Annotated in this window: 15 protein-coding genes; 9 read left to right on the top strand and 6 right to left on the bottom strand. The window is 55.5% G+C overall.

Annotated elements, in window-relative coordinates; all coding sequences use genetic code 11:
• Positions 1-426: 426 nt before the first annotated feature.
• From J3U88_RS17785 to J3U88_RS17770, 4 genes are read right to left on the bottom strand one after another with little or no spacing between them, the layout of a single operon-like run.
• Positions 427-3,375: a CHAT domain-containing protein gene (locus J3U88_RS17785; protein ID WP_207860282.1), complete on the bottom strand. Its 2,949-nt coding sequence runs from the start codon at positions 3,373-3,375 to the stop codon at positions 427-429.
• Positions 3,376-3,389: 14 nt separating this feature from the next.
• The gene (locus J3U88_RS17780; protein ID WP_207860281.1) at positions 3,390-4,049 is read right to left on the bottom strand and encodes a zf-HC2 domain-containing protein; all 660 of its coding nucleotides are present in this window, start codon (positions 4,047-4,049) and stop codon (positions 3,390-3,392) included.
• Entirely contained in the window at positions 4,046-4,588 is a 543-nt protein-coding gene (locus J3U88_RS17775; protein WP_207860280.1) for an RNA polymerase sigma factor, read from the bottom strand. The genes J3U88_RS17780 and J3U88_RS17775 overlap by 4 nt, the downstream gene beginning before the upstream one ends.
• Before the next feature lie 42 nt (positions 4,589-4,630).
• On the bottom strand, positions 4,631-6,565 hold the full coding sequence (locus J3U88_RS17770; protein ID WP_207860279.1) for an SAVED domain-containing protein: 1,935 nt from the start codon (positions 6,563-6,565) through the stop codon (positions 4,631-4,633).
• Between the two features lie 330 nt (positions 6,566-6,895).
• On the opposite strand from J3U88_RS17770, the gene J3U88_RS17765 reads away from it, so the two are divergent.
• The 7 genes from J3U88_RS17765 to cas6e are packed head-to-tail and all read left to right on the top strand — an operon-like array spanning position 6,896 to position 15,540.
• Positions 6,896-8,515 (top strand): Cas10/Cmr2 second palm domain-containing protein, encoded by a 1,620-nt coding sequence (locus J3U88_RS17765; protein WP_207860278.1) that lies wholly within the window; start codon positions 6,896-6,898, stop codon positions 8,513-8,515.
• Positions 8,512-9,150 carry an RAMP superfamily CRISPR-associated protein gene (locus J3U88_RS17760; RefSeq protein ID WP_207860277.1) on the top strand — a complete coding sequence of 213 codons (639 nt, stop codon included), beginning with the start codon at positions 8,512-8,514 and terminating at the stop codon, positions 9,148-9,150. Before J3U88_RS17765 ends, J3U88_RS17760 begins: the two co-directional genes overlap by 4 nt.
• Positions 9,147-10,709 carry a hypothetical protein gene (locus J3U88_RS17755; RefSeq protein ID WP_207860276.1) on the top strand — a complete coding sequence of 521 codons (1,563 nt, stop codon included), beginning with the start codon at positions 9,147-9,149 and terminating at the stop codon, positions 10,707-10,709. The genes J3U88_RS17760 and J3U88_RS17755 overlap by 4 nt, the downstream gene beginning before the upstream one ends.
• Entirely contained in the window at positions 10,706-12,172 is a 1,467-nt protein-coding gene (locus tag J3U88_RS17750; RefSeq protein ID WP_207860275.1) for an RAMP superfamily CRISPR-associated protein, read from the top strand. The genes J3U88_RS17755 and J3U88_RS17750 overlap by 4 nt, the downstream gene beginning before the upstream one ends.
• A complete protein-coding gene (locus tag J3U88_RS17745; protein ID WP_207860274.1) occupies positions 12,169-12,693 on the top strand; it encodes a hypothetical protein in 525 nt (174 codons plus the stop codon). Before J3U88_RS17750 ends, J3U88_RS17745 begins: the two co-directional genes overlap by 4 nt.
• Positions 12,693-14,924 carry a TIGR03986 family type III CRISPR-associated RAMP protein gene (locus J3U88_RS17740; protein WP_207860273.1) on the top strand — a complete coding sequence of 744 codons (2,232 nt, stop codon included), beginning with the start codon at positions 12,693-12,695 and terminating at the stop codon, positions 14,922-14,924. Before J3U88_RS17745 ends, J3U88_RS17740 begins: the two co-directional genes overlap by 1 nt.
• Positions 14,911-15,540, top strand: coding sequence for a type I-E CRISPR-associated protein Cas6/Cse3/CasE (gene cas6e / locus J3U88_RS17735; RefSeq protein ID WP_207860272.1), 630 nt, complete (start codon positions 14,911-14,913; stop codon positions 15,538-15,540). The genes J3U88_RS17740 and cas6e overlap by 14 nt, the downstream gene beginning before the upstream one ends.
• 1,128 nt (positions 15,541-16,668) lie before the next feature.
• Here cas6e and J3U88_RS17730 read toward each other — a convergent pair.
• On the bottom strand, positions 16,669-17,568 hold the full coding sequence (locus J3U88_RS17730; RefSeq protein ID WP_207860271.1) for a hypothetical protein: 900 nt from the start codon (positions 17,566-17,568) through the stop codon (positions 16,669-16,671).
• A gap of 899 nt (positions 17,569-18,467) precedes the next feature.
• On the opposite strand from J3U88_RS17730, the gene J3U88_RS17725 reads away from it, so the two are divergent.
• Both J3U88_RS17725 and J3U88_RS17720 read left to right on the top strand, forming a co-directional pair.
• Positions 18,468-23,390 (top strand): helicase-related protein, encoded by a 4,923-nt coding sequence (locus tag J3U88_RS17725; protein WP_207860270.1) that lies wholly within the window; start codon positions 18,468-18,470, stop codon positions 23,388-23,390.
• A gap of 43 nt (positions 23,391-23,433) precedes the next feature.
• On the top strand, positions 23,434-23,757 hold the full coding sequence (locus J3U88_RS17720; protein ID WP_207860269.1) for a hypothetical protein: 324 nt from the start codon (positions 23,434-23,436) through the stop codon (positions 23,755-23,757).
• Between the two features lie 665 nt (positions 23,758-24,422).
• On the opposite strand, the gene J3U88_RS17715 is transcribed toward J3U88_RS17720, so the two are convergent.
• Positions 24,423-24,617, bottom strand: coding sequence for a hypothetical protein (locus J3U88_RS17715; protein ID WP_207860268.1), 195 nt, complete (start codon positions 24,615-24,617; stop codon positions 24,423-24,425).
• Between the last annotated feature and the right edge of the window lie 288 nt (positions 24,618-24,905).

The raw sequence follows: 24,905 nt of genomic DNA, 5'->3' as shown, positions 1-24,905 counted from the left end.
GGTGTTCCAAGTAATTACCGAGCGTTCCAGCTTCACGATCTCTTTATCGATTTTGGTGTCGAGTTTGGCGTCGCCTTGCGCCAGCTGTGTCTGAAGCGCTTTCTGCTGTTGGGTGACAACGGCGAGCTTTTGGTCGATGGCTGTAAGCTTCGCCGATGCAGCATTCGCCGCGGGTGTTTCGGGGTTGGAGGTGGTTTGACTGAGTAGGGCGAGGGTCAACAAAAACAACATGGTTTCTCCTGGGATGGGGTTGCGTCGGCAACACGGCCGTTTCGCACGGATTCGGCTGGGCATGAGGTATCGATTCACCGGCAATGTCGCGGGCGAACGATGGCAAACCACGGCCATGTCCGCGTCTCTGACGGGTCCGCGGGGTGTGCCTATGCGGGGACAAATGGGGCTTAGCCCAGAGGTGGTTTGGTGTGTTTAGGGTGGTGGTCCGCTCAGTAGAAACCCGGCCCAGTGACCGGGGTCGCTGTTTGCGGCGATCATGGCGCGCTGAGCGTGCCGCCATGCCGTGGTGGGTGTTTGTCCTTGTTGGAGCAGCGAGGTGTAGAAATGGGTCATGAAGGTCACGGTGGCGTCGTGGTCGTCAATCTCCCATGCCGTCATCATTACGTGGGTTGCGCCCGCCGCCAAGAAGGCGCGGCCGGGACCGATCGGTGTTTCGCCCCGCCAGGTGGCGCCGAGGGCGGTGCGGCAGGCGCTCAAGACAACCAGGTCGACCGGCAAGGACAGCTGTTCCAATTGGTGGCAGCGGAGAATTCCTGTTTCATCCACCGCGGCGTTGCCGCCGACCGCCCCCGCCGAGAGTGCCAGACCCGATAACGCCTCATCCTCGTGCAACAAACCGTGAACGGCGAAGTGAAGGAAGGGTCGGCGTTGCCCTTCCGGGATCGTCAGTCGCGTGGGTGATGCGTTGCGGCCGAGAAACAGCTCGGTGCCGGCCGCCAAACGGCGGATTTCCTCTGCCTCGCGGGCCGACATCGGCAAGGGCTCGAACAGCCTGCCGCCATAAGTTTGTTGAAGGTCGTCGACGCCGGCAACAACCTGTTCGGGATAAACCGGATCGGCAAACACCGCCACCGGCAGATCGGCCTTGCCTCGCGCATGGGCACGACGCAATAAGTCGACGGCGACGGAGGCTGAGGGCACATCCATCAGCGCGTGTTCCTCAATTAGGTAGCGGTCGCTGACGGGATGGCGCAGTATGGAAAAAGGCAGGGTGTGCAAACCGTCGTCACGAACAAGCAGCAAGGTTTTACCGGCGACCCCGGCAATCCAAGGTTCCAATAGCAGCTTGCCCATCTTGCGTGAGAGCAGTTTGGTTTGCACCGGATTGTGGACGGTGACGGCTTGGGCCAGGGCGTCAAAGCCGTTTTGAAGGATCTCGCGCGGTGGTAAGCCGTGGACCGAAAACGAAGTCGGGCCAATCACCAACACATGGCTTTGCGATTCACCCAGGGCAAACACCACCAAACGCCGTTCTGGGTTAAGAAGTTCGGCGCGAAGGGTCGTTAGGTCGTAGGTTGGCACCGTGGCAAGTGGCGGTGCTGGGAGCGAAAGCGCCAGCAGTTGCTCGCGAATCGCGGCTGACAAGCGCGCTACCTCGGTCGCATCACCCGCGGCTTCCGCCGCGAGGCGCTGTTGTTCCAAACGGTTAATCCCCGTTCGTGCCGCGGTAGCTGAATCGGTACCCCTCGGCCCGGCGTGGATCTGCTCGCGCAAGGTTCGCGCGCGCACCCGCTCCATCAACATCAAGGCACGTTCGCGGTAACCCGCACTTGGATCTTGGCGATCCAGTTGGAGCAAGAGGTCGCGCAATTGGGTGATCAAAGGGAAGCGGTCGGCGATGTAGGGCCGGCTCGTGCGTGGATGGTGGGCGTCGCCGCGCGCCTGTTCCGTGGCGGCCAGGGCTGTTTCGAGATGTTCCAGCGCGGCCAAGGGCTGCTCGCGGGCCAGCGCTTGATCGGCGAGGACCACATAACCTCGCGCGGCGCTTTCCGCGTCGCCCAGGGCGTTGAGCGTGGCCAAAGGTGTGTCGAGCTCGATTTCCGAGAGGCGACCTTGACGAAGGAACAAACGCGCTAAGTTGATGCGAATGATCGCCGCGTGGTCCGGTCTCCTGCCGTCGGCTAACAAGGCCAGGGCGCGCTGATAAACCTGCTCCGCCTCGGCCCAACGTTCTTGTTGTTGCAGCACGGTGCCAAGACGGTCGAGAATGCCCGCGGTTGCGGCTTCACCCGCCACCTCGGTTTTCAAGGCCAAGGCATCCCGAATCATAGCTTCCGCGCCGACGTAGTCCTTGCGACGTTGGCACAACCAGCCGCGTTGAAGCAGGATCGAGGTCCGCACGGTGGGATGCTTGCCACGTGCGTTGCGCGCCTCGGCGCGGTCCAGCGCATCCGCGGCATCGGGCAAGCGGCCCACGACGATCAAGGTCTCCGCTTTCAGAACCAGCACCTGGGCAGCTTGTTTCCAGTCGTCCGCGGCTTCGAATCTCGCCGCCGCTTCCACGAAGGCTTCTAGCGCTGCAACGTGGCGGCCGCGGTCATGGTCGGCACGACCCATTTGTTTGTGGATGAAGGCCTGCCACCAGCCATTGTCGTGAAGTTCCGCCAGGTCGAGAGTAGCCCGCCACAGGTGTTCGGCGCGTTCCGGTTCACCGTTAAGGTGTTCGTGGAAGGCGAGCCGGTTGCCGACGACCATTGCCCAAAAGGGAGCATTGTGCTCGCGCATCAATACCCAAGCCTCGGTCAACAGGGCGACGGCGCGTGGGCGTTGGGACGGTGCGACTGCCTCAGCCAGCGCGTAAAGCGCCGCCGCCGTTTGCCGGGGGTGGTCGGCTTGGCGCCAATGCGCAAGGCTTTCTTCTAATTCAGGCACCGTTGCTTTGGTTTCTCGGTTATGAAGGTTCCAGCCGAAGGCAAAGGCATGCAGCCTTTTTTGAAACCTTGGTTCACCGACATCCGGGTGGCGGGCCGTTAATTCGGCATTGCCGGCGGCGCGGCCGAGCGCGGTCACCGTCACTTGGTAAACGCCTGCGCGTTCGGCCTGAAACCACAGTTCTTCCGGGCCGAAGGCGCCGATGCGCTGATTCGCAGCCGCCAACAGATCACCCTCGGCAGAATGCAAGGCCAAACGCAGGTCGACACCCTCCTGTTGGAGGATCAAGACCAGGGCCTGGCCGGCCGCAAGGGGCTGGTTAAAGCGCAGGGTTTCACCGGGAGCCAGGGTAAATTGGTGTCGGCCCGCGAGGGGTTGGGCCGGTGGTGCGGATGGGATCGCCGGCGGTTCGGCCTCGCGAACAGAGATCTCCTGTTCGCAGCCGAAAAACAGCAGCGCGAGCCCAAGCAGGGGCAAAAGGCGATTCATGGGTTGTCTCCGTTCTAGGGATCAATCAGGTGCAGTTGGTATTCGGCGATGATGCGGTCATCCCCAAGGAGCCGCAAATGCAGCACCCCGTTGCTGTACTGCCGCGGTAGGTTGATCATGAAGCTGCGATCCGGTTGGCGCGCCAGACCCACCTCCTGCCACGCGACCCTCGGCGGATCGCCCTGCAACAGCTCAATGCGGTAGGTCGTGTGATCTTGGAGGTCGTCGGTATTGAGTTGTAGGAACAGCGGTTTGTTGGGATCGCGTTTCAACGTTCGAACTGGTAATGCGTTGCGGGAAATCCGGCCGACGGGTTCGAGTCGGGCGAAATCGGTGTCGGCTCTGTGTCGGTCGGGCCAAAGTGACGCCACCGTTGCGGAAAGGCCGAGGATCAGCAACAGCGCGATTGCCGACGCGAACGGTGTTTTCCGTTTGGGAGGCGCTTTGGCGATCTTAAGTACCTTGCTGCTGCAGGCAGCACAGACCACCAAGTGCTCACGTACCCGCTGTTGCCGCTCTTGGGACAGTGTTTCGTTGGCGTATCCAAGCAAGTCGGTCAGGTCGGGACAGCCGCCGGTGCTTTGTTTTTTGGCCTCTAGGTAACTCAGGAACGACGAGGCTTGAGCCGGCGATTCGGAGTCTGTCCGGTGCGTTCCCGTTGATTGCAAGCTCATGCGTGCCACTCCTCGGCCAGATGCTTGAGGGCCTTTTTATAACGACGGTTGACCACGCCGATCTTGGTTTGAAGCAGGAGCGCGCAGTCTTCAAGCGTGTGGCCTTGCAGCCGCAACACCAGGGCGTGGTTCAGTTCGGGCGGTAACCGCTCGACACATGCCCAAAGTCGCTTGGCGAGGGCTGGATCCTGGGTCTCGCTTTGATCCAATATTTTTTGCAGATCGGTTTCGAGGGTCGCTTCTGAAAGCGGAACTGTGACTCTTTGGCGTTTTTTGGCGTGGTTGTAGCGTTGTAAACTGCTGATCTTGCTTTTGGCGAGGGTGAGCAACCAAGCCTGCATGTTGCCTTCTTCCTCATAGTTGTCTTGTTTCTGAAGGCCGAGAGTCATGGTGTCCTGGGTCAGGTCTTCGCATTCTTCGGGACGAAAATTTCGGCGCCGAAAAAACGCCATTAACGTCTTGCGGTGTTGGTTTAGTTTTTCCCCAAATTCTTCCGACGCCATGCGCGCGGACACCTCGTTCATTTGAATGTGTGTCATGATTCTACCCCATCGATTGAAATCGTATTGTGATTGATTGGATTAGCGCAGGCGTAAGGACGGCACATAGGCACTTTCCCCCGCCACGAACTCGTACAACTGCACCGCGCGGCAGGCGTTCAACCCCATGCCCAAAAACAAAACCATCGCGGAGGGACCGGAGAAAAAGAGGTGGATACGTTTGATGGGGGTTTCGCCACTTTGCGATAGCCGTTTGATGCGGCTACCGATGTGACGCGCCAAATACCGAGCAACGCCTTGATGGGGAATGCTGTTTCTGTCGGCGCCGTTCGGGGGAGACCATTCCACGCAGGTTTGGTAACCGTGGGGGAAGCGTTCAGGGTGCTGCTTGATGAAAGCCAATGCACCATGGCGGGTGCGGTTGGCCATTGAGACGCAGGCGATAAAATCCTCGGATTCGGGGTGACCCGCTTGGATATCTTCCGAGACTTCGATGATTTCGATTTCACCCCGAGCGTGCCAGGTCTCGGTCTGTTCGCTATTTTGATTGACTTGGTTAACGCGGATATCCATGGCGCGGGTTTCGTTAAAAATGTAGCCCAAGGCCACGGCAACCGATTGGTGCATGGGGCCTTCGAAAGTAACCGGCAGTGCTTCGGTTAAGTTGCAGGTGAGGTTGGTGAGCAGTGGATAAAGTGTTTGGTCCCAATCTACGCCAGGCATCAGCCGTGGGGCTTTAAGGCCGTGCCCCTGGAAGTAGGGGGTTAAGTCGAGTATATCGGTATCCTCATCTTGGGTGGTTGGCGGCGTTTTCGCCCGAGAAACGACAGCAACGGTCTGTGACCGTCGGAACAAGCGTCCGTCCGGCAAACGGGTAATTAGCAGTGGGGAGCCATATTCCAGGTCTCGGATACGACCCACGGTACCGCCGGCTTTGAGTGCCCCGCGAGCGTGAACCATAGCTGTATCGAGTCGATCCCCGCTTGCCAAGTGTTCGTAAAAAGTTTTGATCCAGGCGTCGGCACCGTCATAGGACAGCACAAATTGGAATGCCGCCACCGCGGGAACCCCACCCGCGCACAAGGTCGCCGCAAAACTACCATCTAGGTCGCGCCTGCTCGCGCGTCCCAAAAAACAGGAGGCCAAGGTGACCAAACGCAGTGAATCCAAACAGGGTGTGAGCACGGCCAACAATTCGTGCGCACTGATGATGGTCGGCCTGCTTCCGTCGCCTTTGCACAAGTGCAATAATCCCAGTCCGTCGTAAGGTACGAGGTTTTCAACGGTATTGCGTTGCCTCGGTGGCGAGCCATGCCCGGTAATGTGCAAGATGTGCGGGGCTGTTTCTGCGATGGTGCTCTGAAGTGTCGTTAAGGTTGGTTGATCCAGCACCGTGATCTTGAAGTTGGGATTGTCTTTTATTGCGTCCAAAATCGGTTGATTAAAGCGCGTTGCGTCAATTTTCTTTAATTTGGGATTGGGAGTATTGGCGGTAAGCACCAAAATTCTCAGCTCTTTGGGCAGCGGGAGTGGGTTTGGTTGGTGCGCGTGTTCCTTTGGGATCCATTGACGAACCATTGAGATTTCATGCGTGGTACACAGCGGACTAAATTCGCCCGGTGCCATCATGAGTTCCCAGGGGGTTTGGAAAAACCAGTGGCTGAAAGCTTTCTCGTTACAGGCCTCGGCCGGCTGGATTTTCACCCGTAAATTACCGTTTTCGAGGCGCCGACGTTTAAACTCATCGGCGAAAGTGCCTGGGAAAAAGGTGGTAAACAGCGCGTGGGCCAACGCCTTTTTCTTTGCCTCCTTTTCCTCCTGCGCCTCCTGCGCTTTGCCGTGGACTTTTTTTGCGGGCTTTTTCAGTAAAACATCCACATCGGCCAAAATCGTCTTCAGGATCTCCGGCTGTTCGACTTTCTCCTCCAGCGGTTCTTCAAGCGCTCTGGCCAACGACAGATGCGTGCGGGTGGATGACAGCGGTTTCACGGTCACGACAAAGTCACGAAAAAACATGAATGGCTCTCCCTTCCGAATTCATAAATTGGGTTCTGTCATCATGAAAGGAAGGTTTTGAGTTTTTTTTCGCGGGAAAAGTCGTTTTTTTTAAAAAAAACGCCCACAACGTTTAAGTGATTTCTCAAGTGTTTCTAAATATGCGACTTGTGAATTCTCAGGAAGGTGCCTTTTTTGATGCTTTGTTTCTTGCAATGACCAGCCCACGGCATGAACACCGTTTTTGACCTTCTTTCAAAAAGATTGATAAATACCGAAAAAAATAATTAAAAGCATCCTTTCCTCTAGGTGAGCCCGCGGAATTGGGTTCAATCTCACCCCGGAGGATTTATGTTTTTTTACCAATTCAGGGTGCATGGCATTCAATCCTACATTTTCGCCACCGACCGCTTGAAGGAGATGGTCGGCGCCAGTGCGCTGATCGACCAACTAATCCGCGGCGATTTGACGCGCGTGATCCAGGCCTTGGAACTTTCGATAGAAGACGAGGATTTTGCCCGCCGTACCGGTGGTTCTTTTTTGGTGCAAATTCGCAAATCTGAAGATGCCCGGAAACTGCGAGACCTCTGGTCGCTTTATGTCGCCCATAAAATACCGGGTCTTGTATTTAGCCATGCTTTGCACGAGGCGGAGGCGTACAACGCGGCTACCCGCAAAGCCTTGGCTGACGGCTTGCATGAAGGCCGTAACCGTCACATGCCTTACCTTCCCGCGGGATCGCCACTCGCCAGACGTGCGCCCCTCACCGGTGATCCCGCCGTTGTCATGACACAGGGTCGCTTGGCCGATGCACTTTGTCGCACCAAACAAGCAGCAGCGCTTGGTGGCGCTTTCCTTGAGGACAAACTCGCGTTAGAAGACGCCGACATACTGGTTTTTCCTCTGTCCTTTGTACCGGATAAAAAACGCACTACCGACGACGCTTTACTAAGTGAAAGTGAAGATGACCAATACATCGCCGTGATCCACATTGACGGCAACGGATTGGGCGCTGTTGTCGAACGCCTAAACGCGGCCCTGGCGAAAAAACCCGCATCATTTCCCTGTTTGCCGGCCGCCTTTTCCGAAGCTGTCGAGAATGCAACGCGTGAAGCGGCACACACCGCTTGCATCGAACTGTTCAAGTCCGGTTTGGCGGCCTCGATCGCCAAGCCCCACAAATACGTGGCACCGGTGCGTTTTCTGGTGCTCGGTGGGGATGATATCACGCTGGTGACCCGTGCCGCGGATGCGCTGGATTTTACCAGATGCTTCCAAGAGGCCTTCGAAGAGAAGACCCGTACCGAATTCGCCAAGTTGTCGGGATTTCCCCTGCCGGATCATCTCAGCGCCGCGGCGGGCGTGGCCTTTATCAAACCGAAGCAACCTTTCCATATGGCATACCACTTGGCTGAGTCCCTGTGTCAAACCGCCAAAAAAGCGGCCAAGGCGGCGGCCGAAAAACACGCCAAAGCAACCAAGCTTAAGTTGGGCGATGTGATCGCGCCCGCCACCTTGGCGTTCCACCGCATTACAACCGCCATGATCGATGATTGGGATACGGTCGTCGCGTTTGAAAAAACCCCCCGCGACGGTCGGCAGTTGACCATGCAGCCTTATGCCTTTGACGCCGCACCCGATGGACCGTTACCCCATTTGGATGACCTCTACAAACTGGCCGACCTGCTTGGGCGCCTAGGGCGTGGTCCGGTGAGGGAGCTACAAAAAGCACTGTATATGGGTGAACACCACACGCTTAAAGCCCAACGCCGCTGGCGTGAAAACCTTGCCAAAAACGCGCCTGGTACTTTGGTCGAGTTGGAAGGTCTGTTGGCGCGGCTCACCGGCTGCACCAATGACGGAAAAGGATCTAACGACCGGCTCCCGTTGTTTGACGCAGAAGGTCGTTCGCCGGTGGCGGATGCCGTTGCTTTGGCCGCCGTCGAAGATGTGAAGCGGAGGGTTTCATGAGTCGTTATTCCCTGCATGTTGTCATTGAGAGTTATTGGCAAATCGGTAGCGGACGGGGTGGTGGGCTAGCCATTGATTCCGTTGTTCACAAAGACGCGGATGGATTACCTGAGCTGCCGGGTCGCGGGTTACGTGGTTTGGTGCGTGACGCCGCCCAGCGCGCCGAGGACTGGGGGCATTTGCCCAATAACTGGACCGCTAACTGGTTCGGTACAGATACTCGCCATTATCCCAAGGAACCGAACGAAGAAACGCGCGACGATGACCCAAACCGTATCGACCGCCACCACTCGCAAGCCGGGTGGCTGATTTTTGACAACGCCGTGTTGCCTGGTGCGTTGCGTAATTGGTTACGCGTCGACGAAACCGGTTTGCGTGACCAGTTCTACCGCAACCTTTACGCCACCGCCCTCCACCCTGAACGCGGTACCGCGCTGCCCGGCAGTCTACGTGGCATGGAAGTCGTGGTGCCACTCAACCTGGTCGCCCCGCTTACGCTAAAACCCGAAGCAAGGGGAACCGGGGAGGACTTCGCAGAAAAGCTGGGTCTTTGCCTGCCGCTAATTCGCGGCTTGGGAATTGGGCGCACCCGCGGTTTAGGCCGTTGCAGGGTCACCTTGGAGGAGAAGCCATGAGGCAACAATCGTTTAATATAGTACTGGAGAGCGAGACTGCTGTTGGTTCACCGGGTTCGATTCACGGGGGCCGCGACAGTTTGGACTATTTGTGCGGTTCACTCCTGATGGGGGCCACCGCCGCTCGGCTTTATAACACACTCGGCGAGGCGGCTTGGACCGTGTTCCATACGGGAAAGGTACGTTTTGGCGACGGCTTACCCTTGTCGCCCAGTGGCCGCCCAACCGTACCGATGCCGCGTTGTTTGATTGCACCCAAGCAAGGCGGAATTCACAAAGACCCCGGGCACGAGTCATGGCGGAATGCCGCGTACCAAGAACGGCGGCCGGACTGGAAGGAACTCAAGGGATCTTACCTTAGTCTGGCCGGTGAATTGGTGAAGCCTCAGGCCCATTACCGTCTTAAAACCGCCGTCGATCCTCGTTCCGGTGTATCCATGTCGCGTCAGCTCTACGGATACCACGCCTTGGCCGCCGGCCAGACCTTTCGCGCCGTTTTGGAAGCCGATGAGGACGTACCGGCAGTGGTTTTTGCGCAAATTGTGAACGCGCTGACCGGGACTTTACGCCTCGGTCGTTCGCGGTCAACTGAATACGGCCGGTGCCGCTTGGTGCCGGTTGCGACTGCATCAGCCGAATTGGCGGCCCTTCCTGACGACGGTGTACTCAATGTACTTTTGCTTTCGGATCTGGTCGTGGAGGATTCAAGGGGCGTGCCCTGTCCGCTGCCGCTTGGTGAAGATTTGGGTTTACCCGCCGCGGAAATCGACGCCAAGCGTTGCTTTGTGCGCCACGGTCGGCACCGCGCCTACAACAGCAAATACTGTGCTTTCGAAGGTGACCTTACCCTCATCCAGCGCGGCTCGGTTTTGGCTTACAAACTGGAAAACCCGAAAGAGATCTTGAACAAGCCGCCGACGCGTTGGGTTGGCTTATTCCGGCAACGGGGATTTGGTCGTATTTGGCTCAATCCGCCCTTTCTAAACACCGCGGTACCCCATTTTGGCGAGCTACCGAGAGTGACCCGGAAAGCGGCACCGCCGCTACCCGATTTGCCACTGGCCCATTGGTTGCTGGATCGGCAGGCAGCCCGTCACGAGGAAGATGTGGTGCAACACGAGGCAGAGGCCTGGCACGACGAATTGATTCTTCTTCTGGACGGCGCGCGCGTGCGTGGCGGCCTAGCGTCGCACATCGCCGTAGGACCGTCGCCAACCCAATGGGGGCGGATCACCGAGGCCGCGGCCCACGAGTTAGCCGGGGCTGTCGATACAGCCCGCCTACACCACGTCTTGTTCGATAATCAAACCGGAATCTGTAAAGCGGGTGATCCCGATTGGGATACCCCCGTACTTCACGACGCCTTGGAGGAACGGCTCGGCCAACCACCCACATTCCGATCCTGGCTGCGCGCCAAGCTGGAAGGTGACGCGGCGGTCCAAACCGACCAAGGGCGAATACTGTCGAACCAACGACGCGTCGCCGTGCTCGCGCGCTTCGCCCGTGTCGCCGCCGACCGCGCCAAACAACAACGCATGCTGACGGAGGTGGCACCATGAATCACTACAGCAATCATCCCTTTTTGTCCTTAGCCCGATTGGTGGTGGAAACCCGGGTTCCACTTTCCATCAGCGAAGGATTCGGAGACGGTCAGGTCGACCACCTGATTGTACGCGACGCCAATGGGTGTCCTGCCATTCCCGGGAGCTCCTTTGCCGGCGTTTTGCGCGGGCTCTTCCGGCGCGATCACGGCGAGGTGACTACCGCAAAATTGTTCGGAAGACGGGGCGGCGATCACCTCATTGAGGGGGCGTCGCGGCTTCATGTTTCTTGGGGCTGCCTGCACGATAGCCACGACCGACCCGTTGTCGGACTTTTACTTGGTGAGGAGCGGGCGCGTTTACAGGATGAGGTTCTGCGCGAGGCCTGTTTCACCGCGCCTGTCAAACGGAGCCGCGTACACCTGAATGAATATGGTAGCGCCTCCGATCAGGGCCTGTTTCACCGCGTTGCCCTTGGCGCGGGTTATCGTTTCAGTATTGAACTGAGCTTGCGCCACGACGGCGAGGCGGATGAGACCTGGCGTCACCTTTTGGGTTTATTGGTCAGCCCCGCATTTCGCCTCGGCGGCGGTACCCGCGCCGGTTACGGCGCCTTACGTCTGGTTCGACTCCATCAAACGACCTTTGATTTTCGTCGCAAGAAGGATTTATTACGTTACGCCGGCCTGTCCAATGATCTGGGTGTAATTGAGAATCTTGAGCCTACGGCGCTTCCCGCCTCCGATGCGTCGCTCATTAGGCTCCAGCTTGACCCGAAAGAAGGTTTCCGGTTTGGTGGCGGCTTGACACCTTTGTGTCAAGACGAGGCGATGGAAGCACGTCTTGTCCCCGTTACCGAACGGCGTGTGTTGTGGAAAGAGGGTCGCGGTGTCTTAGGCCCGCGCGAATTGGTCATTCCCGGGTCAGCCGTCAAAGGTGCGTTACGCCACCGTGTCGCCTATCACGACCATATCTTACGTGGATGCTTTGTGGCTGTGCCTGCCTTTGATGCGGCAGTGGCCGCGTGTGATGCCGATCCCGAGCACCAGACGGACAAGGGGCCTGAGATGGAGGATCTGTCCGATAACCCGGCCGTGCGTGAACTCTTTGGCGCGGCCGCGGATAGCGACGGTGACGAGGCCCTTGGACACGCCGGGCGTATCTTCTTCAACGATCTCTACCTTAAACCCGAGACCGTCCATTATCTGATCCACAACGGGATTGATCCCTTCACGGGTGGGGTGCGGCGGCATGTCCTTTACAGCGAAGAAGTGGTTGTCCAACCGCTTACCTTGACCTTGGCTGTAGCTGACGCCGCCGGCCTTTCCACAACGACCGTCACGGCTTTCCGCCGCGCCTTAAACGATTTGGTCTCAGGTCGTCTCGCGCTTGGTGCCGGTGCCGGTCGTGGCCATGGTGTTTTCCAGGGACTGATCGAGGGATTAGACACCCTTTGCCCCCAAGCTGGAGGTGCTGCATGAACGTTCAGAAAATTTTTGAAGCAATGAACCAAATTGATCCCAACCTGCTGAAACCCGCCGGTCTCATTGGCGGGGTTTGCGATCTGGAACGCGTTGAGCGCGAGATCATCGACCAGACGGAGGTGCAAAAGGCTTTGATCGCCTATACGGAAGCCTTCCCCCATGCAAACGGTTGGTTGTGCCGGCAGAGCGACGTGATCCAGATCCATGCAGGCCAATTGCCGGAACCCGCGCCGGTTCAGTATGGAGAATTGGCGGGGGATGAACGCCATAGCCTGTTACTTCGACCCAATGGCGCTGGTGGATTACGTTGGATCACCTTTGAGGAACGTGCAGGGCGTCGTTTTATCGCGGTAACCCACCGCCATCTTGGTCGGCCGCGCGCACCGGACGATAGCGGGGCCGTCAGGAACCTTTTGTACCGCGTCTACTGGGATCGCGAAGTTGAGCCCTTACCGGGGGGATTCTTCCCCGCCGCGACCCGATTCACCGGATTTGAAGGATTGGAGGTAACCCCGTAATGTCGAATACACCCAAACCCGTGCACGCGCCTTATAACTTCGTGCCGCTTTCGGCTTTTATTTACCAACCCGAATGGGCATCGGCCGTTCGCCGCGACCAACCATTTCGTGACGGGCTTAATGGAAGTTTGAGCTTGACCCTGAAATGCCACACGCCATTGTTGGTCGGTGGCCGACAGCAACCCGTGCCTGGGCGGGAATACAGTATGGTTGCGCCCTACCTGGACCACGACGGTCATCCCGCCATACCCGGCTCCAGTTTGAAGGGCATGATTCGCAATGTCATGCGCATCGCGACTTTTGGAAAAATGGACGGGGTCGACGACCAATGGTTGAGTATCCGCGATTTAACCAATGCCGCAAAAGCCATCTATCGCGAACGCCTAACGAACCCCAACCTGACGCCAAGGGTTAAGGCCGGCTACCTCAAACCGGTTGTCGACAAGGACGGTTTCGCCTGGGAACTGACCCCCTGTCGGTTTTTGCGTGTCGAGCACAATGCATTGCTCGATTTAGCCGCGCAACGCGGGGTGCCGGATCCCAACGAACTGCGCAACCGCCAGGGTGCCGTGGCCAAGTACGAACGCTGGCTGCCGGCTTCGTTGGATACCACCTTCTCGAAGCGACAACCGGTAGCGAGACGTTCGAGGCAGGTTACCCAGGAACATGAAAAAGCTCATAACTTGGATGGTGGTGACATCCCCGGACGGCTTGTTTTCACCGGGCAACCCAATGATGCGCGAAGCAATCAACGGGGGGCCAAACATCTAGAGTTTGTGTTTTACGATCCCGGGTCACCCATGATCGTTGACGAGCGCGTGATGCGTGCCTTCCTGCACATTCACGGCGAGACGGATGAATGGCGCTATTGGGAAAAACGCTTCCATGAGCATCTCGGCGTACCCGTGTTTTATTTGGCCCACGCCGGGCACCCAACGGAAATCGGCCTAGCGATGATGTTTCGCTTAGCATACCGTCACAGTATTGGGGCCACGCTGGACCACACCCATTTTGGCCACCTTGATCCGGCCACACGCGATTTAACCGCGGTGGTGTTTGGCGACGCGCACGAAGGAAAAGACAGCCTGGCCGGACGCGCCTCCTTTGGTACCGCACGTTTGGTGGGCGAACGGCGCGATCTTTCGCCGATCCTGACCATCCTCAACGGACCCAAACCGAGTTACTTCCCGTCGTACATTCACCAAGACCACGACCCGGAAGGTTTTCTGAAGTCTTACACCACCATGATGGACGACGAGGCCGAATTACGCGGTTGGAAACGTTACCCGGCCCGATCCCACATTGGTGGGTTTGGTACGAATTCAGCAGGTATTGGCGGCCGAAACGATTACAACAACGACAGAGTCAAAACCAGGTTGCACCCGCTCGACGCCGGTTCAGTATTCGAGGGCTGCTTGCGGTTGCACAACCTACGCCCGGTAGAATTGGGTGCTTTGCTGTGGTGCTTGACCTGGGGCGGTAACGGCGATTTGCGTCACGGTCTGGGCATGGGAAAACCCTTCGGATTGGGTTCGGTTTCGATTTCCGTTACCTGGGAACCGGGGGACTTGACGCGCAACGACGGCGGTCAGGTGCCGGATGCCCAAACCTGCATGCGTCTCTTCACCGATGAAATGGAGCGTGCTTACCGCGCCGCCGTTATCTTACACGGCAAGGTAGATGAAGCTGATCGCGCCCGCGCAGGTTGGGCCGTGAGTGAACAACTGGTGCAGTTGACCGCGATGGCCAACCCAGCCCTTGCGCCCGGACAGCCAGGTTCATTGGCGAATATGCGGTTGCCCCAATTCCTCAATGCACGAGGGCGGCAAAGTAATGACCCACGCTCCGCCTTGTTGCCCTATGCACCCTTTGAGGGTGTCGCGGACCGTGACCTATTTCATCGTTGCACGAGGAAGCAGTGGCACCAAGCAGAGGCCGCTCGCCTCGCGGAGACTGAAAAGGCTGCTGCCGAGGCAACCAAGTCACCCTTGCAACGACAACTAGACGACGATCTCGCCGGTCCCGAAGCGGAGAAACTGGCGATGGCCTGGCTCACCAAAGCGAAGGACCTTTCCCAGGAAGAACAGGTTCTCGTAGGGCTCACCTTGCGTTCCTTTTACCAAGCGCGCGAAAAAAAGTGGTTTGGCAAGCTGAGTGAAAAACAAAAAGTGAAGGTGGCGGCTGTCAAAGCGCTGCTGTCCGCGAAGGAGGGACGCGATGTACCAAAGTGAGATCAGGGTTACCGGCGGCTTCCGAAACCACTACGGTGTCCACCAAGCCGTTTGGAGTTTGTTTCCGGGCCCGGCCGACGCCCGTCGTGATTTTTTGTATCGGTTGGAAACACCCGACGCGGCGGGAACGGTACGGCTGCTGGTCCAATCGCGACGTCGTCCGGTGAGTGGGCCGTTGGCTCAGGTGGCCACCCTGGAAACCCTGCCCTTGGCAGCGGTTTCCGAACCGGGGTTCCGTCGTTTCATCCTAGTTGCCAATCCGGTGCGCACCCATTCGCGCCGGGCCTCGGGACGCAGGCATGGTGCCCGCCGTCCCCTGACCGAGGCCGGCGCCCGTGACCGTTGGTTAACCCGCAAGGTCGACGGCGCGGCCGAGGTGATCGAGGTGCGTTCCCAGGTATTGCCGCCATTTCGTTTCCGCAAGCCACGTGAGGATTTCCGGCGCGGCTGTATTCAGCCGGTGCTATTCCAGGGTTTGGTGTCGGTTGTTGACGGGGCACGTTTCGCCGACCTGCTGTGCAACGGCATTGGTCCGGCCAAAGGGTTTGGCTGTGGTCTGATGACTGTCACACCGGCCCCGACCCAGCCAGCTCAAAACATGCCACCCGGAGCTTAACCTGGGTTTACCCAATGGCGCGGCTTTGGTCGCGCCCAACGCGCTCGCGAACAAAATACCGGAACCATTTCATCCGCGCGGGAGTCGAAGGTGCCGTGAAATCGCGTGGCAGTCGCACGGAGGCCCGGGTCAGTGCTTGAATTTGGACAAGGCCTCGCTTAAGGATAGTCATGTTGAACTGGTTAGATACTGTTTGAACAGACGCTCGTTGACTCAAATTAGGCTGGCAAATTCCTAATCCACATGGCCACTCTCTGAATTTATGGGGCAAGTCCCGCCGACCCTGTCGGTGACGTCTTGGTCGAAGAAGGAAAACTGTGCCCAAAAAACCACCAACCTTGCGGCTTATCTTCCCATCGCCGTAAACAGCTTGTTACAATAACCTTAACGCTCTGTTGTATTGAGTTTTGACAACCGGCGGTATGTGAAAACCAACCATATCAGATACTTAGGCATTCAAAAGGAGATAATTGGCTATTTTTGATTGTCAAAACTTTCCCGGTTATTGGAGAATGGGAACAGGTCCGTGAAAACCCCCTTGAACCCCGTTGCGCCACAGGGCCTCCTGACGAGACTCTTGCAAAGACCTCCAACTATGGAGGGATCGAAACGATCTCCAACAGCAGGGGGGCTTGAAACGCATAACTTGCAAAGACCTCCAACCAAGGAGGGGTCGATACGACCTAAAGAGCATTTTCTAACATAACTTTATTTCAAAAACCCTAAACGGCATAGAATCCAAGACTTGCACAGTTACTTCATGGACTCATGGCTGAAAATCTAAAAGCAAACATTTCAAAACGAAAACGATGCGACCTTGGTTTATATCAAAATGCTTATATTCCGAGTTAAAATCCCCTTTCATATCTCGTACGATAGAAACATATAATCATCGAAAAATAACGAAAAATTTTCTAACCACAATTACTACAAAATTACAAAATTCAATCACCTCACAGCCCTTTGACCTATTTGAACAAACTTAAAGACCAGCAAAGCATCAAAAACATAAAGGCTCCAGAAACAGTCGCAATACTTCACAGAATAAAACACATCTTTTCTCTTCTCCGAATAAATAAACTAGCACGGTGTTGATTTTTGCGACTAAATGGTCAAATATTTATTTTTCTACCTCTTAATCAAAGCATGCTTGATGCTTTTTTGCTGTTCAATAATTTCGCTATTTACGTATTCTAGAAATGAGAGTATTTCTTTTACGACAAACCCTAGATTAATGTTTTCATCTTCCAAGAAACCTTGAGCCGCCTTGCTCAATTCCCCCTGGCGAAATCGAAATGATTTGTATGTTGTCTTTGAAATCCGACCAATAAATTCAATATTTATTACTGATAGAACTTTGCCTCGAAAAAAACGAGACAGGGGTGTCGATTTTCTCTTATTTGTTATTGCCTTCATATCTTCAGGAGAAAAAACAAGATGTAGCCGTTTTGTTCGTGGACCTTTTAAGTTCGGCACATCAAGCTCTAACAGGACGGTTTGATTTAATGCGGCTTGGACTTGTTTTATTCTTGAGTATAGGTTCGTAAAAAGACCTACAGATATTGGTTCGATTTTCCCATCACGCATGCACGCCTCAATAAGTCTCAGGTCATCGCCGATATGGTTCAGAATGTGGGATGTTTCGACGTTTAATCCATGCTGAGGAGCAGGCAAAGGTTCATCAAAGATGCAGGCCAGGACGTACTGATTCACGGACAAATGATGGATTCCTGCAACAAATTTTATGAAGCGGTGCTCCTCCTCTGTAACGCGAACCTGGCAGGAGATACTCTTTCGCTCCTCCCGCGCGATTGATCGACGACCGCGGCTTGGTTTATACGTTTGCAGCCCGGCAATCAAATCAGAACCGGAAATCGCGCGATTGCCGTTTTCCCAACCGACAGCTTTAAGGAATGCGCTCGGAAGTCGCCGCCTACTCAACTTCAAGTTTTTCAGTATGTCCAGAACATCTTGTTGGCGGTAACGTCTTGCCTTTTGAATATGCGGTATTAGCTGATCATGCCACAAACCATTCCTCCCAAACGACGCGAACGTAGTGAGTGTCGCCAGAATTCCCCGGGGGAATTTTCCGTTTTGTCCACAACAAAACCCTCCTTGCTCCTCATAAGCGTAAAAACACGGGTTTTGATGTGTACAAATTCCATTTCGTGGTGCACAGCCCGTCCCTTGCCCCGTTCCCGCCTCGGTGCATTCGCCCTTGAGCCCCGGTCGGGTCTCGGTTCGCCGCCTTCGGCCCCGCCAAGCTCGGTCGCTAGTTCGGCTCGCCGACGCCGGCCCCGCTCGAAGCCACTTGTGCGGGGCGAGTAGAGGGACAAGCCGAACAGAGAGGCCAACTAAGACACCCGCGGGGCGTGTGCTCGTGCGCGGCTTGTGAACGCGTGCCCTTGTGTAGCCGTGCCCTTGTGTAGCCGTGCCCCATTTGTAACCGTGCCGCCAAGAATGGCCCCGTGGTCCCCGCGTGCTTGCAGCCAGCACCGACCGCTCCGTCTTCCCAGCGGCTTTCCGGGTTGAGGGGAAGAGCGGCCGAGTTCTTCTTCTCTGGCTGTTGGTCTAAAGGGCGAACCCTACCTTCTCGCGCCGTGTTCCACCCCAAGAACCTCGTGCAAACATCTACGCTTCCCCCTGTCACCAGGGTTGGTTAAGCCTGTCGAAACAAATGGCTTACTTTTCTGTTTTTATTCCTGCCTTTTGCAAACAAAGCTATTTCGCAATAGAAACACTATTTCATCGCCCCAGATAACCGTCTAAAACACCATAAACCACGACTTGAATACCTATCGATGTATTTCACAAATCACTGAATCCATACAACTTACAGGGTTATAATTTTCAGTTCAATAGTATCTAATAGCCACAAAAAATGGTATAATAACTCAATGATTAAGCAAGGGAGGAGCGCCGAAGTCATGAGTAAGTCTAAATCAAGCGCCTCAAGAAAAAAGGCATCAAAGAAGAATCGTCAACGCGGAATACAAGCATACTATACAAATTACAATCTATCAGCCGCGTTATCTTCGCTTATTGAATCAAAGGCAATCACCAAAAACCTTAAATCTGTTCTCGATCCCGCTGGTGGTATTGGGCATCTATTGCAAGGTGTTCGCGAAGGTTTTCATTATGCCAATCCAGATCTTTCAATGATTGAACCATTTCCGCCTTACTCCGACGATAAGCCATTTTCACGACTCAAGCGAAACATTGGCTATTACCAGATGAGCTTTGAAGAATGGTGCATTACTTACGCGGAAAAAGAAAAATACGATCTGGTTTTTTCTAATCCTCCATTCAACAAACGTCTTGGATTTTCCGATCTAGGCGAGGACCTTTCTAGTTTATTCCTTCCTGATCTTCAATTCTTCGAATCGCTGTTCTTCCTTGCTTCGTCTCGAATCGCTAAACATTACATGGCCTTCATCGTTCCCAATTCATACTTCTCAAAAGATGAAGCCAAAGGCGTTATGCATCATTTGGCTCTTTCTGGCTGGAACCTTTCCGACATCCGAGCTTTGCCTTTGGACGCTTGTTATAACGCACTAGAAGAAATGTCATTTCTTTTCTTTGATCGTCAACCGGTTAAAAACTGGCCTTCGCTTGCTCTTGAGCTGATCAAAAGCAATAACGTTCAACCATTGTTTGAAAAAGTTGTCATAACCACTGAGCAAGGCGCCCATGGTCCCAAGTTCGGTTACTTGCTCCCTAAAAAGACCGGTAAAGGGAAACTATCCGAAAATCTTGAGACGATTGTTTCGTTTCAGCCCTGTGATGAATATCAAGCTGATTTTCAACCGACTTTTTCTTTTGATTGGCAACCTCAACCGAAAGCCATTGGTGAACTGTGGAACCGTAAAGGAACCGTCTATGAGCTTGGTGAACACGGTTGGGTTCCCGCCAATAGTCAAGGCTACGCGGACGGCTTACCCGTTAACCAACAATTTGATACTGCAAAGAAGGCATTTTCTTATCTTCAAAGAGGTGCCCTTTACACGGCTTACCATCTGTTGGCCAATATCGACCTTGAAGGGTTACGAGCACAATATAAAAAGATTGCCGCCGCTAGTTTCTTGTCACTCTTAAAGAAAGGTCCTGTCGTTCAAAGCCCAATGGTTAAAGACCTTGAAACTTTGGGCATGCTGGCCTGTGATGAACAAGCGTTTGCCGTGTCTCATCCCGATATTCAACGGATCGGTCAGTATCTTGTTCACCGGCGAACCTTGAGTGATGCCCAAGCGTGTGAGTTGTATCTTTGCATTGATCATGAGGTTCTACCCCAATGGGTTCACGAGCAGACCTTAACCGCGACCCGAAACCAATACATTCCCGCCGATAAGCTTACCCTTCGTTCTCCTTGGATACCTAGGCAAATCATTGCCGATGTTTTGGGCTATAAACTCGACAAAAAAGGCCTTTTCGTCGGCGACAACCGGAGCATTGTTCGTTACCTGAATTATGGCAAAGACGGAAGCATCATCAATGAAAACGATCAGGAAGTGTTCGAGCTGTGGAGCCAACATTTCGCGGTCCGCGTCAACAACCATGATTCCATTGCTTCTAAATTGAATCGAACGAAAATCCACGCGCATTATTTGGTTCATAACGCGCCGAAACAGCGCGTTCAGGAAGCGTTTCAACCCATAAACGCCGCTTTACCGCTGCATCAGTGGCAAGTCGATGATGTTGACTTTTACCTTTCCGGGGCCACCATCTCTAACCTTGACGTCGGGCTTGGTAAAACCCTCACCGCCTTACGCGCGGCCGTGGCCCATTGCACCACGGGTGCCAAGGCCATTATCACCGTACCCAAGCAAGTCCTTTCCAAATGGGGCGCGACCCTTGAACGGTTTTTCCCCGGGATCGCTTGGGCAAACCTGGGTTTTCGAACCAACAGTAAGGGCAAACTTACGCGTCTTCCCCGCACCGAGCTGACCGAGGAAGCAAAAAAACTCTTTTTTGACCCGGCTATTCAAATTATTCTCACCAGCCATCAAGTGTTTGGCGAATTTAAGGTTACTGACGCCGATAAGTTACAGGCCGACATGGAAAACGCCTTTGATCAGCTTGGCGCCGATACCAACCCAACCGCCGTCAAAGCGCGCGCCGTCTTCATCAAACAAGCAGGCCAACGAACCTACCACAACGGCGGCGAGATTACTTTCTCCGATCTTCCCAAGGGCCTGCTGGTGGTCGTGGACGAAGCACATAACTACAAGGGTTTGTTTGGGATGCCCTACAGCGGTTGGGGTGAATCGCTGATCATGGCCGGGCAATGCGGGGAAAGCCGCCGTGCCTATGATATGCAGGTCAAATTAGACATTGTGCGGGCGCGCGGCGGCAAAACCCTCGCCTTGACGGCAACGGTGATCAACAACAGCGTGGCCGAGATTTACAACATGCTGCGGGTGTTCGCACCGCAAGCTTTGAAGCATCGCGGTATCAAGAACACACAACAGTTAATGGATTATTTTTGCACCATTGAGCCCATCACCACGGTTTCATTGACCGGCCAAGTCAAGCAAGGCCAAACCATTACCGGCTTTCGCAATGTCGACGCCTTACAGCGAATGTGGGATAGCTGCATGATTTCCAAAACCGCCCAAGACGTTAACCTGCCCTTACCCGCGTACCAAGAAATCATTGAGCGGGTGGAACCCACGGAAGCCATCAAGGAATATATGGATCACTGGAAAAGCATGTTAGACAAGCTTATCAAAAAAGGTGACATTGAAGGTTTCTGTCATGGTGCCGACGACGCCGAGGAAGACAAAGACACGGTTGAAACGGTGGGCATGCTGCGCATTATCGGCATGCTCGATAAGGTGGCCTGCTTCCCGCCTCAATGCGGCATTAAAAGCAACCCTAAATTTGATCAGGTGGCGCGCAATGTGTTGCAGCATTACCAAAGTCACGAAGGTCAGCAAATCATTTTCGCCGATCAGAAAGACGTGCAACAAGCCTTGTCCGACCGCCTTGTAGCCCAAGGGGTTCCCCTTGAACAGATCGTTATTATCAACGCGGATACGGCACCCGATGCAAGCGACCGCCTAGCCATTCAGGAAGCCTTCAACCGCGGCGAATACCGCGTTGCCATTGGCGGCAAGGTGATCTCTGAAGGCATCGATTTACAAGAAAACACGATTGCGGCGCACTTCGTTAACTTGGCCTGGGAAGGCGGCACCATTCACCAACGGAAAGGGCGTTTAATCCGCCAGGGGAACCGCAACGACCGGGTTTTTGTCTACTATTACTTGCTTTCGGGGAGTACCGACGACTACCGCTTTTTGACCATTTCTAACAAAACCCACTGGGGTGACGCTCTTCGCAAGACGCAATCAAACACCTTGGATCAAGGTGTTTTCTCTGATCCCTTGGATGATGAGTTTTTATGTGCGCTTGCGCTGAATCCGGCTGAAATTCGAGAAGTTTTGAGAGAACGTCGTCGCGACAAAGAACTCGTCAAGCAGGCCAATAAAGCGGAAAAACTGTTCCGCACCCTGTTGCAATTCGCGAATCCCCAGACACGCACAACCGCCCTGGAAATCATGCAACGGTATGAAGCCAAGCTGAAAAAGCTGGAATTCCTCCCGGAAAACCTTGTTTCTGAAGGGATTCAACGGGTTCAAGCCTTGGCGTTCCTGCACGATGCACGCATCAAAGACCGGGCACGCTTCAAGAATTGGACACGATGGGTTAAGGATGACACGGCTTTAACCAGCTTTAACGAGGTGTCGTACATGGGCGACAGCACGGACGCCTTTACCATCAACGTGGATGGCGATGGGCTGATGTCCTGGCATTTCCCGGAACTTGGAGGCTACCTTAAACCCGAGTTATTTAAGACGTTACCGACGTTCCCCGAGACTTTTGGGGATGTGTGCCCGGCAAGGGATCAGCCGACGATTTTTGCGCCGGCATCCTCGGGGCCGTCCTTAAAGCTGGTGGTCATCGATACCGAATCGAGAGCAACGGGGACGAACGGGGATCAAGCCGCCGCGCTTGAAGCGAGCAAAGCACACCCGGCCGCATTGACAGAACAGATCGGCGCGGTGGTTCCCGCGGTTGAAGTGACCGCACCGGCCGAACAGCAGGTAGAACCGACCGAGAAACCGGAACTGATCGGCGCCGCGGTTCCCGCGGTTGAGGTGACCGAAACGGCCAAACAGCAGGTGGAACCGGCCGAGAAACCGGAACTGATCGGCGCGGCTGCTCCCGCGATAGAAGTGACCGAACCGGCAAAACAGCAGGTGGAACCGACCGAGAAACCGACATTGATCGGTTCCGTTCATCGACCCGAAAAAAAGGTTGTCATGGCGCAGCAAGAACCAACACCGGCGAAGCTTCCAAAAGAGGTCAAACCTTGCGCGGCGAAAGTGAACGCGACGGCGGAAAAAGAAGCGAAACCGGTGGCACCGCGCAAAAAGTCGAGTGCCAAGCTTCGCCTCGTCGAGGAACCCGCGCGGGTAGAACAGGAAACACCAAAGGGGGCCTCTGGGAACCGTGCCGTTTCCAAGCTGCGCCTTGTCCCGGCACCGCCCCAACCCGTCAAAAATACGGCGACCGCCGCCCAAAGCGTTGCGGCCTCAAAGAAACGAGCGTTTGCGCCAAAGCCGGTTGTGGTGGCCTCCCAACTGCCTCAAAAGCCAAAAACCAAGACCAAGACCAAGCCCAAGCAAGCTAAACGTAAACCCAAGGAAGCAAAGTCGATGACCTTCGCAAGCGAATCACAGCCCTGTCTTTTCGATGAACAGGAACTCATCGCGGCCACCATTAACCCGAACATTATCCCATTCCCCAACGCTGCTAAACGATCACCTTTTTTCGGGCATATGGCCTAACCAAAGCAGGGCGGCCGCGTCCGCCCTTTTTCGAGGTGCAATCATGATTTTTGTGAACCGAGACGCCAATCTTCAACGTGAATTCACGCTCCCCATGACGATGTTCTTTATCTTTGGCCCGCTCTATCTCCTTTACCAGCTTATGGTTATCCCGTTCTTCAAATACCTTTTACTGGAGTTTTTTACATTTGGCTGTTACCGCATGATTTCCCCATTTTTCATTGGTCGCATTCTTCAGAAAGGGATGACCGGCGACTGGGAAATGATCGCCCCATCCTCATTCATTGACTATTTACTGCCTGTTGGCATGGTCTCCTTTATCGTGCTGATCATGCTGTGGGATATCATCCTAATCCTTTTCTATTAAGTGACAATGTACGGGCCTGGCCATCAAAAAGGTGGTCTTTACCTGGGATAGCGGGGCCTCGGCCTCGCTTTTGCGGCGATACCAACGACTGGGCGGGGTGTTCCACCGGCAAATCGGCGGTTTTCTCCTCGAAACGGGCGGGGCCGGGATGACGATCAAGCCGAGAACTGACCGTTGCGGCGTGGTTCCTCGCCTTTCCCAAACCGGAACAAGACGAGTACTCGCGCCGGCGAAGTAACCGGCGCCGCGCGGCTCGACGCGTCTCACGAGCACCGTGGTGAACCGTGTGCTCACGCCAACCAAGTAACCGGCGCCGCGCGGCTGGTTGCTGATAACAAGCACCCTGTTGAACCGCGTGCTCACGCCGTCCAGGTACCCGCTGCCGCGCGGCTGATCGCGTCTCACGAGCACGGGAATGAGCCGAGTAATCGCGCCGAGGACGTAACCGGTGCCGCGTGGCTCGTCGCTGCTCACGAATAACAACGACCGGGGCCGAGTTCCACTAGTGTGTCGGTGGTTTCCACCTAAAACAGTTCGGGGCCGAGACAACGGAAGCGCGTCGAACCAACCGGTGTCGCGCTCACGGGAACCCTGCTTTAACGCGCAATCGCGCCGAGGAAGCGGCTGTTTCCGCGCGACCCGCCGCTTCTCACGAGCACCGGGATTTACCGAGTACTCGCGCCGACCAAGCACCCGCTGCCGCGTGCCGGGTCGTTGCTCACGATCACCGTGGTAAACCGAGCACTCGCGCCAACCAAGCGGCCGTTGCCGCCTGGCTCGTCGTTGGTAACGAGCACCCTGGTGATCCCTGTACGCGCGTCAACCAAGTAACGGGTTCCGCGTGGCGCGTCACTGCTCATGAATAGCAACGACGGGGCCGAGTTCCACTGGCGAGTCGCTGGCTTTCACCTAAAACAGTTCGGGGCCGAAACGACGGAAGCGCGTCGAACCGACCGGTGTCGCGCTCACGGGCACCCTTCTTCAACGCGCAATCGCGCCGAGGACGCAACCGGTGCCACGTGACGCGTCGCTTCTTACGAGCACCGGGATATACCGAGTACTCGCGCAGACCAAGCACCATCTGCCGCGTGCCGGGTCGTTGCTCACGACCACCCTGGAAAACCGAGCACTCGCGCCAACCAAGCGGC

The organism is Acanthopleuribacter pedis, from assembly GCF_017377855.1.
Taxonomy (GTDB): Bacteria; Acidobacteriota; Holophagae; order Acanthopleuribacterales; family Acanthopleuribacteraceae; genus Acanthopleuribacter; species Acanthopleuribacter pedis.
The sequence above is the reverse complement of the archived record's forward strand: the minus strand, read 5'-3'. Positions and strand labels throughout refer to the sequence as shown.